The 15,431-nt window shown below is 60.5% G+C and carries 12 protein-coding genes; 11 read left to right on the top strand and 1 reads right to left on the bottom strand.

Annotated features, from left to right (window positions below; translation table 11 throughout):
* The first annotated feature begins 1 nt into the window (after position 1).
* The 11 genes from C3B78_RS08950 to C3B78_RS08900 all read left to right on the top strand — a co-directional run bounded on the left by C3B78_RS08950 (position 2) and on the right by C3B78_RS08900 (position 14,405).
* Positions 2–1,021, top strand: a complete 1,020-nt coding sequence (locus C3B78_RS08950; RefSeq protein ID WP_199775367.1) for an alpha-ketoacid dehydrogenase subunit beta — start codon at positions 2–4, stop codon at positions 1,019–1,021.
* Between the two features lies 1 nt (position 1,022).
* On the top strand, positions 1,023–2,288 hold the full coding sequence (locus C3B78_RS08945) for a dihydrolipoamide acetyltransferase family protein (protein ID WP_104997759.1): 1,266 nt from the start codon (positions 1,023–1,025) through the stop codon (positions 2,286–2,288).
* Between the two features lie 226 nt (positions 2,289–2,514).
* Positions 2,515–4,926, top strand: a complete 2,412-nt coding sequence (gene ppsA, locus C3B78_RS08940; protein WP_104997758.1) for a phosphoenolpyruvate synthase — start codon at positions 2,515–2,517, stop codon at positions 4,924–4,926.
* Between the two features lie 48 nt (positions 4,927–4,974).
* Positions 4,975–5,793: a pyruvate, water dikinase regulatory protein gene (locus C3B78_RS08935; RefSeq protein ID WP_234005564.1), complete on the top strand. Its 819-nt coding sequence runs from the start codon at positions 4,975–4,977 to the stop codon at positions 5,791–5,793.
* Positions 5,794–5,937: 144 nt separating this feature from the next.
* Positions 5,938–6,234 carry a hypothetical protein gene (locus C3B78_RS08930; RefSeq protein WP_104997756.1) on the top strand — a complete coding sequence of 99 codons (297 nt, stop codon included), beginning with the start codon at positions 5,938–5,940 and terminating at the stop codon, positions 6,232–6,234.
* Between the two features lie 106 nt (positions 6,235–6,340).
* The gene (locus C3B78_RS08925) at positions 6,341–7,237 is read left to right on the top strand and encodes a serine hydrolase domain-containing protein (protein ID WP_104997755.1); all 897 of its coding nucleotides are present in this window, start codon (positions 6,341–6,343) and stop codon (positions 7,235–7,237) included.
* A gap of 52 nt (positions 7,238–7,289) precedes the next feature.
* Entirely contained in the window at positions 7,290–8,249 is a 960-nt protein-coding gene (lipA, locus tag C3B78_RS08920) for a lipoyl synthase (protein WP_104997754.1), read from the top strand.
* Positions 8,250–8,376: 127 nt separating this feature from the next.
* Positions 8,377–10,062: a thiamine pyrophosphate-dependent enzyme gene (locus tag C3B78_RS08915; RefSeq protein WP_104997753.1), complete on the top strand. Its 1,686-nt coding sequence runs from the start codon at positions 8,377–8,379 to the stop codon at positions 10,060–10,062.
* Between the two features lie 89 nt (positions 10,063–10,151).
* The gene (locus C3B78_RS08910; RefSeq protein ID WP_104997752.1) at positions 10,152–11,654 is read left to right on the top strand and encodes an NAD-dependent succinate-semialdehyde dehydrogenase; all 1,503 of its coding nucleotides are present in this window, start codon (positions 10,152–10,154) and stop codon (positions 11,652–11,654) included.
* Between the two features lie 85 nt (positions 11,655–11,739).
* Entirely contained in the window at positions 11,740–11,985 is a 246-nt protein-coding gene (locus tag C3B78_RS19675; protein WP_158677224.1) for a hypothetical protein, read from the top strand.
* A gap of 1,385 nt (positions 11,986–13,370) precedes the next feature.
* On the top strand, positions 13,371–14,405 hold the full coding sequence (locus C3B78_RS08900) for a DUF4192 domain-containing protein (RefSeq protein WP_104999711.1): 1,035 nt from the start codon (positions 13,371–13,373) through the stop codon (positions 14,403–14,405).
* A gap of 264 nt (positions 14,406–14,669) precedes the next feature.
* Here C3B78_RS08900 and C3B78_RS08895 read toward each other — a convergent pair whose 3' ends face one another.
* Positions 14,670–15,413 (bottom strand): SDR family oxidoreductase, encoded by a 744-nt coding sequence (locus tag C3B78_RS08895; protein ID WP_104997751.1) that lies wholly within the window; start codon positions 15,411–15,413, stop codon positions 14,670–14,672.
* Positions 15,414–15,431 lie beyond the last annotated feature (18 nt).

Raw genomic sequence — 15,431 nt, 5'->3', positions numbered from 1 at the left:
AGTGGCTAATGAAGCAGTAGAACAACACAACCAACAAGTCCAGACGATGACCTACTCCGAAGCAATCCGCAGTGCGCTCGGACAGGCCATGGACGAAGACCCCACTGTCTTCATGATGGGTGAAGACATTGGAGTGTACGGCGGTGCGTTCGGTGTTACTGGAGAGCTCATCAAGAAAGTTGGCAAAGAGCGCCTGAGAGACACCACCATCAGCGAACTCGGCACTGTCGGCGCCGGTGTCGGTGCTGCCATGACCGGCATGAAACCAATCGTCGAAATCCAGTTTTCTGATTTCACGGCCCAGGCTATGGACCAGATTGCCAACCAGGCCGCCAAGATCCATTTCATGCTCGGCGGCGCGGTCAACGTACCCCTGGTTATCCGGGCACCGGGCGGATCGGGCACGGGGGCTGCGGCACAGCACTCACAGAGCCTTGAAGCGTGGTTTGCTCACATCCCAGGCCTGAAAGTCGTCATGCCGTCGACACCGGCTGAGGCGAAGGGCCTACTCCTGTCAGCCATTGACGACCCCAACCCGGTCATCGTAATCGAGCACAAACTGCTGTACCGCACCAGCGGCCCGGTGCCGGTAGCGGCCGAACGCACGCCCCTGGGCGTCGCCAAGGTACGCCGTCATGGGTCGGACATCACAATCCTCGCAACCGGCATCGAAGTATCACGCGCTCTTGAAGCAGCCGAAGAGCTGGCGGCCGCCGGCATCGAAGCAACCGTCATCGATCCCAGAACCCTGAAACCCCTGGATGAAGAGACCATTCTGAAGTCGGTGATGGAGACCGGACGTGTCCTCCTGGTTCAGGAAGCAGTACGGACGCTGGGTTTCATGTCCGAAGTCGCTGCCATCATCTCCGAGTCGGAAGCGTTCGTTCACCTGCGGGCGCCCATCAAGAGGCTCGCAGGACTGGACATCCCCATCCCTTACGCCCCTCAACTCGAGAAGGCGTCGGTGCCCCAAACCGACGACATCGTCAAGGCGGCGCTCCAGATGGTAAAGGAGTGGTGACATGGCCGAGATGCCACTGACCATGCCGAAGATGTCCATGACCATGGAAGAAGGCATCATGGTCGCTTGGTTCAAAGGTGCCGGAGATGCCGTCGCTGCCGGAGAGCCCGTATGCGAGGTCACCACGGACAAGGTGGAGATGGAGGTTGAAAGCCCGGTTGACGGAACCTTAAGCCGGATCGTCGCCTCCCCCGAAGATGTCATCAAAGTCGGCGACCCCATCGCTTTCATCAACACCGAGGCCGAAGACCTGTTTGGAGATCTCCTGGGCGGACAGCCAGAACCGACGGCGTCCCTTGAGGCAACCGACGGAGGGGCCGTTCCCGAGAACGCAGAGGCACCGGCCGCTCAACCCGCACAGGACAGCGCCCCGGCGTCCGTCTCCCGCCCAACTGCCGTCCCCCTCGCCCGCCGGCTGGCCGAGCAGGACCACCTCGATCTCGCAACTGTTAAAGGCACCGGTCCGTGGGGCGCGGTCCGCGTCCAGGACATCGAACAACTCTCTGCTAACTCCGTACATCCCAAGCAGGTCCAGCCCACCACGCCGGCGCGCCCAGCACAGGAGGTTGTTCCGGCATCCCAGACGGCGACGGTTACAGGAGTCGACCAAGGCTGGCTGAGGATGCGTACCCAGGTGGCGAAGGTCATGTCGGCGTCCGCGATCATCCCCCAGTTCACCGCATACGCGGATGTGGACCTCAGCAGACTGGCCAAGGTCCGCAAGACTCTCCTTGGAGGGGCAAGTTGGACGACCATTCTCATCAAGGCCCAGGCACTCGCCCTGCGCACGCACCATCATCTGAATGACTACTGGGAGGACTCGAACGTAGTTCGGAATCCCCATATCGGCATCGGGTTGGCCGTTGATTCGGAAAGGGGCCTTTTGGCGCCAGTGCTCCACAACCCGGACCTGGTCCCGCTCCTGGAGTTGAACGAGCAAGTACGTTCAACCGCCCAGGCAGTGCGCGAGGGAAAAACCAGCTTGGCAGCCCTGTCGGGAGGGACCGCGGTGTTTTCGAACCTCGGATCCTACGGCGTCGATTCTTTCAACGCCTTGCTGACCCCCCGTCAGTCCACGGCCATTTCGTGCGGAGCCGTCGGTCCGAAAGTCATGGCCACGGGCGAGGACACTTTTGGGGTGCGGACAGGCTGCACAGTCGGTCTGACCGTGGATCACCGGATCGCCGACGGGGCGGACGCCGCACGTTACCTCAACACCCTGAGGGAGATCCTTTCCGATCCAACCCGACTGGGCGCAATCAAGTAGGGGCGAGCTTCAGGACCCCGATCCCCCGGGTAGCCCGTTCCACTCAGCTGTCTTCTGAGTGGCCGAGCCCCGCCACGACCTCCTGGCGGTCCCCCGAGGAAAGGAAGATGGTGTTCCGTGTCCAGGCGCGACAGGAACACCATCTTCCAAAACAAACACAACGAACTGCTCCGGCACCCCAGTGGGGGCATGCCGGGCTCAGACACGCAACCGGCAAGGGAACTCAGTGGGAAATATTTTGTGGTTTTCGGAAGTAGGCATGGACGACGTTCATCGCGTCGGAGGCAAGAATGCCTCGCTTGGCGAGATGATCCAGAACCTGACCGCCGCCGGCGTCAACATACCTCCCGGGTTTGCAACCTCGGCGGATGCCTTCCGGCATTTCCTTGCCTCCGCGGGTCTGACGGACCTGATCGAGCGAGAGCTCACGGATTTGGACGTTACTGACGTTGAGGCCTTGGCTGTAACTGGCGCCCGCATAAGGGCCGCGATCGTCGCAGCACCCTTCCCCGAATCCTTTGAAAAAGAAATCAGGGACGCGTATCAGACTCTTGTAGCTGCAGCTTCGGAGAACCAGGTCTCCTGGGCCGTACGCTCGAGCGCGACCGCCGAAGACCTTCCTGATGCCTCGTTCGCTGGGCAGCAAGAAACGTTTCTCAACGTTTCCGGTATCGACAACATCCTGGTTTCCGTCAAGGAAGTTTTTGCTTCCCTCTATAACGATCGCGCCATCGCCTACCGTGTCCACCACGGCTTCACACACGCGGATGTAGCCATTTCAGCTGGTGTGCAGCGCATGGTGCGCTCAGATCTCGCGGCATCGGGTGTCATGTTCACCATGGACACCGAGACGGGATTCCAGGAAGCCGTCTTCATCACCTCGTCGTATGGACTGGGCGAAGCAGTGGTTCAGGGTGCGGTGAATCCTGACGAGTTTTACATATACAAACCCGGCCTCCGGGAAGGCCGGCCCGCCATCCTGAAGCGAGGCCTCGGCGGGAAAGCTGTGCAGATGGTTTACGCCGAAGCGGAATCGGGGCGTAACGTCGAATTCAAGGACGTCCCAGCCGAACTCCGTGACCAGTTCAGCATCAGCGATGACGAAATCCATGAACTCGCCCGGCAAGCGCTCAAAATCGAACAGCACTACGGACGCCCCATGGACATCGAATGGGGCAAGGATGGATCCGATGGACGCCTTTACATCCTCCAGGCACGCCCTGAAACGGTCCAGTCCCGGCAACCGGCAGGACTGCTGACAAGGTACCGCCTGTTGGAACAGGGTGAAGTGCTCCTGGAAGGACGCGCGATCGGACAGCGCATCGGCGCCGGAACAGTCCGAGTCCTTGGCTCGCTGGAGAACATGTCCCAGTTTCAGCCAGGAGAGGTCCTTGTCGCCGACATGACCGACCCTGACTGGGAACCGATCATGAAGCGGGCGTCAGCCATCGTCACCAACAGGGGCGGGCGCACCTGCCATGCGGCAATCATCGCCCGTGAACTGGGCATCCCTGCAATCGTAGGCACCGGCAACGCCACCACTGCACTCTCCGAGGGCACGGAAGTGACAGTCTCCTGCGCCAGTGGAGAAACGGGACTCGTTTTTGAAGGAAAGCTCGACTTCGAGATCGAAGAAAATACCGCAGAAGAAACTGGCGAGCTGCCCACAAAGATCATGATGAACGTCGGCACCCCCGAGCAGGCATTCAGCTTCGCCCGGTTACCCCACGCCGGTGTAGGGCTGGCACGGCTGGAATTCATCATCAATCGCCAAATCGGCATCCATCCCAAGGTATTGCTTGCGATGGAAGAAAGCGGCCCGGGGCAACAGCCGGGCATTCCGGAAACCGCCATGGCCGAAATCCGACGCAGGATGGCAGCCTACGCTGGCCCACGCGACTACTACATTCAGCGCTTGGCCGAGGGCATCGCCACACTCGGGGCAGCATTCGCCCCACACCCGGTGATCATCCGGCTCTCAGATTTCAAGTCCAACGAATATGCGAACCTTCTGGGCGGGAATCAGTACGAGCCCGAAGAGGAAAACCCGATGATCGGATTCCGTGGAGCCGCGCGCTATGTCTCTTCCGACTTCCAGGCCGCCTTCGAGCTTGAATGCGAGGCAGTGAAGTACGTGCGCGACATCATGGGGCTAACCAACATCAAACTCATGGTCCCCTTCGTCCGCACGGTGCCTGAGGCGCGCGCCGTTGTTGACTTGCTTGCGGCCAACGGGCTGAACCGTGGGGCAAACGGCCTGGAAGTGATCATGATGTGCGAGCTCCCGGTCAACGCATTGATGGCCGACGAATTCCTCGAACACTTCGACGGATTCTCCATCGGATCCAACGACCTGACCCAGCTCACGCTTGGACTCGACCGGGATTCAGCGCTGGTTGCCGAAAGCTTCGACGAAAGAAACCAGGCCGTAAAACACTTGATCAGCCTTGCCATCCAAAGTTGCAAAGCCCAGGGCAAATACGTCGGGATATGCGGCCAAGGGCCCAGCGATCACCCCGACTTCGCTGAATGGCTCGTGGCCCAGGGGATAGATTCTCTCTCCCTGAACCCTGACAGCGTTGTGGAAACGAGGGCGCGGATTGCTGCCATCAAGATCAAACCACTCACAACTGTCTAGCTGATTGCCCGTCCGCTGAGTTGGGCTCCTCCTCCCCAAGGAAACCATGTGAACCATCCACTCGCACGACCAGTGTTCTTTCTCTCGGACAGTACGGGGATCACTGCGGAGACCCTCGGCAACACGCTTCTCACCCAATTCCCTCAGGAACGATTTGACAGGGACACCATTCCCTTCGTCACCTCACAGGAACAAGCAATTGAAGCGGTTGCCATGATTGACCGCCTGGCTGACACCGGGCCCCGCCCAATCATCTTCTCCACAGCCGTCAACAGCGAAATACGGGCAATCCTCAGCCGCAGCGGGGGGCTGCTTATCGATTTCTTCGGGACCCACATCGGAGGACTTGAAGCAACCCTAAACAGCCCCGCTAGCGGTGAACCCGGGCAAGCACATGGTCTTGGGAATGTCGCTAGATACCAATCCAGGATGGCTGCGGTCGAATATGCTCTCGAGCACGATGACGGTCAGTCGATCCGCGCGCTGGAGCACGCTGAATTAATTCTTCTCGCACCGTCCCGCTGCGGGAAAACTCCTACCACCATGTATCTCGCGCTGCAGCATGGCCTCCTCGCGGCCAACTTCCCGCTCGTAGAAGAAGACTTCGAAAGGGGCATGCTTCCACCCCTGTTGCTTCCACATCTCAGCAAGTGCTTTGGGCTAACTTCTGACCCGGTACGCCTGAGCCAAATCCGCAGCGAACGCCGCCGCGAATCAAAGTATGCCTCCTTGCGGCAGTGCCGATACGAAGTGCGCGAGGCGGAGGAAATGTATCTTGCGAAGAATATCCCCTACGTCAACTCAGCAAGCATGTCGGTGGAGGAAATTGCGGCCACCATCCTCCAGCGAATGCACCTTCATCATTGATCGCAATCTCCTGCACACGCTTGTCGGCGGCCAAGGTCCACTGGGGCGCAAAGCAAGGCAACACATTCCGTATGCATTACCCCTTTCAAGCCCCAGCATCACAGAGGCGGCACTAGCCACCTGACGTTCCCGAAGGAAGAAGACATGGATATCGACAGGCCGATGTCGCCGATAACAACACGGCGGTCCGGCGGTAGCTTTCATGAAAAGCAATCCGTCATGAATTGGGGAAGGATTCAAAGGGGAACGCAGATCGCTCTCATCCAGGATTGCCAACGAATAGCATCTGGCTGGGTTGATGACGTGATGCCGGACGGCAGCGGGCTCTGGCTGATCCAAAAGGATGACGGCGAACGCAGGTTCTTCCTCAAGGTGGACGGCATCACAGCGGTCCGGCTGCAAGGGAAGCCGTGTAGCGGCCTTCCGTTCCCTAAACCTTGACGACGAGTCGTCAGCGTAAGGGATGCGAGATCCAGCGGGCGCGGCCTGGCGGGCTTCCTGCTCACAACCCATTTCACATCCGCAGCCAACATCGGAAAGGTACCCAATGACCGCACTAAACGCCAATGACTGTCCTCCCCTGGCGGGCACAGTCCTGAAACAACTGCAAAACTGGCCCGGAGATCCTTCTCTGGCCGTAGTCGGAGAGAATGGGATTCTCGGTGGTCACGATTCCGGCCGAGTTTATCGGTTCGCGTCTGTCACGAAGCTACTAACTGCTCTGACCGTGCTCGACGCGGCAGAGAGCGGTGTCATCGCGCTCACTGATCCAGCCGGACCTAAAGGTTCCACTGTTCTGCATCTGTTGGCACACGCCTCAGGTGTGAACTTTGAAGACGGCAGGGTTAAAGCTCCCGCCGGATCCCGAAGAATCTACTCCAATGCAGGGATCGACATTGCCGCGGAGCACCTTACTGCCACGAGCGGCAAAGATTTCAAGGACGAAATGTGGGACCGAGTACTGGAGCCTTTGGGCATGCGGCACACCACACTGCGCGGCGCACCGTCCAAAGGCGCTGAAGGGACAATTGCTGATGTGGCGCTGCTGGCTCAGGAGCTGCTGCAGCCGATGTTGTTTCCTGGCTCTGTAGAGAGGCTCTCATCCCTCGCCTTCCCTGGCTTGTCCGGCTTCCTTCCAGGCTTTGGACACCATGCCGACAATGACTGGGGTGCAGGAGCTGAAATCCGAGGGACCAAGTCTCCCCACTGGACCAGCCCGGATAACTCGCCCACAGCCTTCGGACATTTCGGCGTCAGCGGCAGCTTCCTGTGGGTGGACCGCGATGCAGGACTGGCTTGCGCTGCACTCTCGACTGTGGATTTTGATACTTGGGCAGCCCGCTCATGGCCTGAGACCTCGACGGCCGTACTGCGCTCGTACGCCCTCCCGAAACGTAGGATTCCGGCAGCTGTATCTGCAGGCATGCCTCAGCCCACGACTTGATCGCCGCAATGACGGCCAGGCATAAACCAAAGAAGCAATAAGGAGTACGAACGTGAGTGTGGTGCCAGAAGGCCGGCGTTTGCTGCGCGTGGAAGCGCGCAACGCCGCTACACCTCTCGAACGCAAACCCGAGTGGATGAGAAGTAGGGTCAAGACCGGGCCGAGTTTCGTTGGACTAAAGAAACTGGTGCAGCGGGAAGGCCTCCACACGGTTTGCGAGGAGGCGGGGTGCCCCAACATTTTCGAGTGCTGGGAAGACAAAGAAGCAACGTTCCTGATCGGCGGCTCGCAATGCACGAGACGCTGCGACTTCTGCCAAATCGATACGGGAAAGCCGGACCCGCTTGATCTGACGGAACCGGTTAAAGTCGCGGAGTCCGTGCGGACCATGGGCCTAAAATACGCCACAGTCACTGGAGTCGCCCGGGACGATCAGGCCGACGAGGGAGCCTGGCTATACGCCGAAACCATCCGCCAGATCCATTCTCTAAACCCGGGAACCGGTGTGGAAATACTCATTCCTGACTTCACCGGGCACCGCCCGCTCATCCAACAGGTCATCGACGCCCGCCCCGAAGTTTTCGCTCACAACGTGGAGACAGTCCCACGGATTTTCAAGTCGATTCGTCCCGCCTTCCGCTATGAGCGATCCCTGGATGTCATCCGGCAAGGCCAAGAGAACAACATGGTCACAAAGTCCAACCTCATACTCGGCATGGGCGAGACGCGTCAGGAGATATCCGAGACGCTACAGGAACTGCATGAGGCGGGATGCGATCTGATCACCATAAATCAGTACCTCCGCCCAAGCCCCAGGCACCATCCTGTTGCCCGCTGGGTCAAACCCGAGGAATTCGTCGACCTTCGTAGAGAGGCAGAGGAAATCGGATTCCTAGGGGTCATGAGCGGACCCTTAGTTCGTTCCTCATACCGGGCCGGTCGGTTGTGGGCAGAAGCCTCGAGCAAAAAAGGCCACAAACTTCCTAACCAACCTGCAAATCTCCAGGGATAACACCGGCGCACCGACCGCTTGGTATTGTCGCCGCCTTCCGGAACAGAGTCGTCTCCCCCACGCCGAATGACTCCGGAGGGTCCCACGCCACCTTCATCCGAAATCAACCACAAAAAGGCACTTAGCAATGACGCAGACCACAGCGGACCAAACCGCGCTCACAACCCATGAACAGGCGCCGACCCTGAAATCGGCAGGGCACGTTATCGTGGACACGCTGGTCGCCCATGGAGTCAAACGTGCCCATGTGGTGCCCGGCGAAAGTTTCCTTGATGTCCTCGATGGGCTTTACGACTCTGAAATCGAGACGGTTGTTTGCCGTCACGAAGGCGGGGCAAGCTACATGGCGGAAGCCGACGGCAAGATGCACCAACTTCCGGGCATCGCTATGGTTACCCGTGGGCCGGGGGCAGCAAATGCACACGTGGGCTTGCATACGTCTTGGCAGGATTCCACCCCAATGGTGCTTTTCGTGGGTCTAATCCCATTCGCACACCGAGACCGCGAAGCCTTCCAAGAGTTCGACATCAAGGCGTGGTTCGATAGCGGCGCCAAGCGCGTCATGGTCCTTGACCACGCAGAACGTGCCTCTGAAATCGTCGCTGAAGCCATCTTCGCGGCCATGAGCGGTCGGCCAGGTCCAGTGGTGGTCGGTCTCCCCGAAGACGTCATCCGTGAGCAGATCTCCTCCGAACTGCACCCTCCCATTCCGGTAGCTGCTGGGGGGATGACAACAACGGACGCGGCTGCACTGTCTGACGCCCTTGCAGCGTCCAAAAAGCCGCTCTTCGTCACAGGCGGGAACGACTGGACCCAGGAATGCGCCGACCGCCTCACAGGGTGGCTGGAAAAGCACCACATTCCCGCGGCAGCTGAGTGGCGCACCGAGGGCACGGTCCCGTTCGACTCACCGTCCTACGTTGGGCCCATAGGTTACGGGCGGCCCCGCCCCACATATGACCTACTCGAAGAAACGGACTTGCTGGTTTTTGTGGGCACGGTCCCCGGGGACGTTATAACGGACGGCTTCGTCTGTCGGCAGGATTGGAACAAGAAGAACTTCCTCGTCACCATCGACCCCTCGCTCCGCGGCCGTTCCGGTCCAGTTTCCTACCAAATCGTCGCCAAACCGGAGGTCTTCATCCGGGACTTGGCCAAGATCAACCTTCCCGTCAGAGACGAATGGACGAAGTGGACGGCCAAAATGCGCGCTGAACAGGAATCCTTCGCAGCGCTGCCCCCGGCCACACCCTCTTCCGGCCAGGCACGGATGGATACATTAATGGCGAACCTTGTGCCCACGCTGCCTCGGGACGCCATGATCACGTTAGGGGCGGGCGAGCACACCAACTGGGCACACCGCTACTTTCCCACGCAGCGCTACGCGTCCATGATCAGCGCCCGGAACGGCTCCATGGGGTATTCCGTTCCCTCCGCGATCGCAGCCTCCCTGGAATACCCCGGCAGACGGGTCGTCACCATCGCTGGAGACGGCGAGTTCCTCATGAATGGACAAGAACTTGCCACAGCTGCCCAATATGGGGCAACACCGCTCGTGATTGTGATGGACAACCAAGAATACGGAACCATCCGCAGCCACCAGGAAAAGCACTACCCGCACCGGGTCTCAGGCACCCAGCTCAAAAACCCTGAATTTGCGCTCATGGCCCAGGCCTTCGGAGGTTTTGGCATAAAAGTCGAACATGATTCCGAGATTCCCGCTGCTATAGACGCTGCACTTCAGGCAATCGACCATGACAAAGTGTTCGCACTTGTCCACCTCGTGGTCGAGCAGAGGGTCAGAGCCTACTAGGCGCACCCCTCAAGTGCAGCGCCAGCGCCTAAACACCGCGGTTTACCCGCACGCCATGCAAGCAACTGACACCTCCGAAGGATTTTTCCATGACTGTCTCCGAGATCTCCGCTGCCATCACCCAGGCGCGTGAGGCGTCCCTGCTCGCCTCGGTGCCCACGGGCCTGCTCATCAACGGGGAGTGGCGGGACGCGTCCGACGGCGGCACGTTCGACGTGCACGACCCCGCCACCGGGCAGGTCCTCGCCACCCTCGCCTCAGCCACGAGCGAGGATGCGATCGCCGCGCTTGACGCCGCTGACGCCGCCCAAGCGTCCTGGGCCCGCACCGCACCCCGGACCCGTGCCGAAACCCTCCGCCGGGCCTTCGACCTCGTGACCGAACGGGCCGAGGACTTCGCGTTGCTGATGACCCTGGAAATGGGCAAGCCCCTGGCCGAAGCCCGCGGCGAAGTCACCTACGGCGCCGAGTTCCTGCGCTGGTTCTCCGAAGAAACCGTCCGCGACTACGGGCGCTACCTCACCACCCCCGAGGGCAAAAACAAGATCCTCGTCCAGCACAAACCAGTCGGCCCCTGCCTGCTCATCACCCCCTGGAACTTCCCCCTCGCGATGGCCACCCGCAAAGTCGCCCCCGCCATCGCCGCCGGCTGCACCATGGTCCTCAAACCCGCCAAACTCACCCCGCTGACCGCCCAGTACTTCGCCCAGACCATGCTCGACGCCGGCCTGCCCGCCGGCGTCCTCAACGTCGTCGCCTCCTCCTCCGCATCCGGGATCTCCGGCCCGCTGCTGAAGGACTCCCGCCTCCGGAAGGTGAGCTTCACCGGCTCCACCCCGGTCGGCAAACGACTCATGGCCGACGCCGCACAAAACGTGCTCCGGACTTCCATGGAGCTGGGCGGGAACGCGCCGTTCATCGTATTCGAGGACGCCGATCTCGACGCCGCCGTCGAAGGCGCGATGGCAGCGAAGATGCGGAACATGGGCGAAGCCTGCACCGCCGCCAACCGCTTCCTCGTTCACGAAACCATAGCCGCCGAGTTCACCGCCAAGTTCGCCAAAGCGATGGGCGCCCTTGCCACCGGCCGCGGCACCGACCCCACCACCAAAGTCGGCCCACTCATCGACGCCGGGGCACGCGACGACGTGCACGCCCTGGTCAGTGCCGCCGTCGACGCCGGAGCAGTAGCCGTAACCGGCGGCGCACCGTTGGACGGGCCCGGCTACTTCTACCAGCCCACCGTCCTCGCCAACGTGCCCAACAACGCAGCGATCCTGGGCCAGGAAATCTTCGGCCCCGTTGCCCCAGTCACTACCTTCAGCACCGAGGAAGAAGCCATCCGGCTGGCGAACGCATCCGAGTACGGACTCGCGTCCTACCTCTACAGCAAGGATTTCAACAAGCTGCTGCGGGTGGCCGAGCAGATAGAGTTCGGCATGGTCGGCTTTAACGCCGGCGTCATCTCCAACGCCGCAGCACCCTTCGGCGGGGTCAAACAATCCGGCCTGGGCCGCGAAGGCGGATCAGAAGGCATCGCCGAGTACACCACCACCCAATACATCGGCATCGCAGACCCCTACGGCGGCTAAGAATGCTTGCCTACTGCGGACATGTCTCCCGCCAGCTAGCGCCCGCGGCACCGAGATACAAGGCCAATAAAGGAGGCAGCCATGATTGATCGCCCCGGCGCTGCTCTGGATCTGTCATCCCTATTTCATGACCCACTGGCCGAAAAAACCTCCAACCAGAGTCGAACTGCAGTTCCTGCAGGTGCCAGCTCTTCCAATAACCGACGACGAACAAGCTTCGGCACTCGTGAAGGCAGAATTGAGTCCCGGCTCGCAGTCGAACTTGACCTTCAACGCCTGGGAGAGCAGACAAATCGCAAGATGTCAGGCCGCCTATAAGGCCAGCTGCTGATCGTGTCGCGGGCTTTTGTTGATGAAGCAGTTTTCACTTCTGCGATGAGTTTGGTTGGGCCACGCGCCAGTCTGACGTCAGGCTTTCGCTCAAATGCCGTCAGAGTAGAGTCCAGAAGGCGTTTCTGCACTTAGATCCCAACTAACAGATCGTCGCCCGGGCTGGCCCTTATGGGCGGGTTTGCCCGCAAGGTCAAGGCACATCGAATTCCATCGGGCTGCCAAGGCCCGGCTGGGCGTTAATTCTTTGCTCAACTATCCTGGAGTCACCGCTATGCCCTCCGCTCCCCCGTTTGCAAGCTGACCGGTCGCACGCCACACCAAGCGTTTGGTGTTCCAAGAATGTGACGCTCCAGTCTGGCCGACTGCCGGCTGGTCCTGTCTATGGAACTCCCCTCGCCCTGAGAACCCGCACCGCGGGGGTGGATCGGAATAAACGGCGGAAGGAGCCTGTCAAGCACCGGGTCCACAATGCGGTGGCCCACCTGCCCCTCCGCCGTGAGGCTGCCGCCGCCGTACGTCCCGCGCGCAGTTTCGACGAAACCAACGACAGCCACCGTGTTCCAACCAATCCCACACGTCGGGGCAGTAGCATTCACGGTCGCTGCCGCGGCAACATACGCCCGCAGCGCGCGTTCAGGAATTCCGGTCTGCCCTGCAGCCCGGATAACCCAATCGGAATCCGGGCACATGGAGACGTTCACGGCTGTGGTCATGGCGACTAGACAGCATTTCGAGCTCAGCCTCCGCTCGCGGCGGTGAAGAAAAGGCGCGCCGGGCATCGACGCCGGGTTGCCCAAGCGCCCAAGGAAGCAGTGGAGACACAAACCGCCAACAGGACAAAGACCACGAGGCGTCTGAGACTAAGGTCCTCATCAAGCGAGGTTGACAAACAAGCGCGTGGTCATGATTTTCAAGGCCGCTCATTACGGAACTTCACCGAGCACCGACTAATCAAACCACCCCAAAGCCCCACCGTTGACAGGGGCTGAGCCCGGCGCCGATTCCCCTCCTACGCCGTGAATCGCGGCACCGACTCCTTATGGCCGAGTAGCTCATCCCACCGCAGAAGTCATGCTGCCTGATCCCGATAACCCGATGAACAAGTAAAAGCTGTAACCGGTGCTTGTCATTCTGATATGACCCATGATCGCTGGGCAGGTCCTCCGCGCAACCAGGGCGCTACCGCGCCGACCCCGAAACGAAAACTTCTCCACGCACATCCTGGAAGCAGTCCCCGCGGATGAAGTTTTCGCCCCGGCGCCGGTCCCCCAAGTTGCACTCCGGCCCCTCAACCCAGCGGCTGGTCCCCTACCAGAACGACGCCCACAAGAAACAACCGCAGAAACCACGGCATCACAAAGGGTGAAGGGAACCAAACAGATCATGGAAAAACTCACGATCACAACACCATCGGATGTCCTCAGCTTCATCGGGCACACCCTGGGCTTCTGGCCGCAGGAAAGCCTGGTCTGCATCACTCTGAATGACAACAGCATCGGCGCTACCCTGCGCATCGACCTCCCCCGCGAACCCGGCCAGGAACTCCCCTATGCACGCACCGTCGCGCACTACCTGACCAGCGACACCACCGCCACGTCGATCCTCTTCGCCGTCTACACCACCGAAACAGCCCAGCACGGACAGGCCAGGCCGTATGCCGGCACGATCGCCGCGCTCACCGGGGTCCTCGCCGAACAGGGCATCACCATCCGCGACGGGCTCTTCGTCGGAGACAAAACCTTCTCCCCCTACGACGGCGAACCCGGCACCAGACTCGCCCTGCCCGTCAACTCCACCCAGACCAGCGCAATCAACGCCGAATTCATCTACCGCGGCAGCTACATCGAACCCACCAACCGCATCACCCTCCCACCCACCAGCCAGGAAGCAGCCAAAGCGGCCGCCGTCGAACACCACATGAACACCATCGCCTCTCAACCAACTGACACCGCGCTCCAGCAAGGCCGGAAACTCTGGGCCGACATGCTCGACTCCAAAACCTTCCCCAGCGACGACGACTGCCACGCCCTGGTCGCCAACCTGCAGTTCCCTGCGATCCGCGATCGGCTCATCGCAGACATTCCCGGCGTGGACGAACCGATGCAGCAGATCCTGTTCGCCCAAACCGACCAGGCCCCGAAGTGGTCACGCATCGAATGGGCACAACAACTGCTCCTGCACGCCTACACCCTCACCAGCGCAGAACACGCAGCACCGGTCCTTACGGCCATCGGCTACATCAACTGGTGGGAAGGCAGAGGCAGCAAAGCACACCAATTCCTCCAACTCGCCCTCGACAGCGACCCCGCCTACCGCCTCGCGCGCCTCAGCGACCAAATGATCGGCTCCGGCATCGTCGCCGGCTGGAACATGAACAAAGACACCGCCTACAAGGCACTGCCCTACGGCCTGCCGTGAAGCACATGTATCGAAGCCAGGAGGTGACGGAATATCCATTATCTGCTCTCTACCCGGCTAGCGGACGTGGGCGTGAGAGCTCTCGTTTCCACGATGTCCGGGCTTTCCCAGTCAGAGAGCTGGCGCGTAATGCCTCAAGGCTCCGCCAGGAAGGCGCCCTTGTTGCGACCAACGGCCTTGGCTCTGTTTACCGCGATAACTGACCAATAAATCCACGAAAGTGCCGAACGGTCATTGCCATTGCAGCTACCCCCCCGAGCACGTTTAGCCCGCCGTATACGCCCCGTCCACGACAACTTCGCTGCCGCTCATGTACGACGATTCGTCTGAGGCGAGGAACAGCACGGCTGAGGCAATCTCGTCAGGCCTGGCCCACCGGCCGAATGGAAAGCTCTCCGGCGGCAAGGAGGTGCCGGGTTCCGTGCTGTTGAGCAGCATGGGTGTCTCCGTCTCTCCGGGACAGACAGCATTTACGCGAATGCCGTCTGCGGCCAGCTCAAGGGCTGCGGCTTTTGTCATCCCTCGGACTGCCCACTTGGACGCCACGTAGGCAAAATTGTCTTCGAAGGCCACCAGGCCGGAGGTGGAACAGATATTCACTATTGACCCGCCTCCGGCGTATCGCATTGCTGCAATAACACTTTGCATGCCAAGGAACGAGCCGATTTGGTTCACATCGATAACGGACCGGTATGTTTGCTCCGTAACGCTTTCGACTCGCGTCGATCGGAAAACTCCTGCGTTATTCACCATGACTGTCGGCGCTCCGAAATTGATTTCGCAGTGCCGGACAACCTCTGCCCAATCGGACGCAGAGGTAACGCTGTGGTTGGGCAGGAAGTGGAAATTGTCGGAGCCCAGCTCGTTCACGAGCACACGCCCCTCCCCCTCAACAAGGTCAAAACCCACCACCTTTGCTCCCTCCCGTACCAGGGCGCGGACATGTTCCACGCCCATGCCGCTGGCTGCTCCGCTCACGATCGCGATCTTGCCCTTGACTCGGTCCAATGTTCTTCTCTTTCTGTT

The sequence above is a fragment of the Arthrobacter sp. PGP41 genome (genome assembly GCF_002953935.1).
Taxonomy (GTDB): domain Bacteria; phylum Actinomycetota; class Actinomycetes; order Actinomycetales; family Micrococcaceae; genus Arthrobacter.
This window is presented reverse-complemented; position numbering and strand designations above follow the sequence as displayed.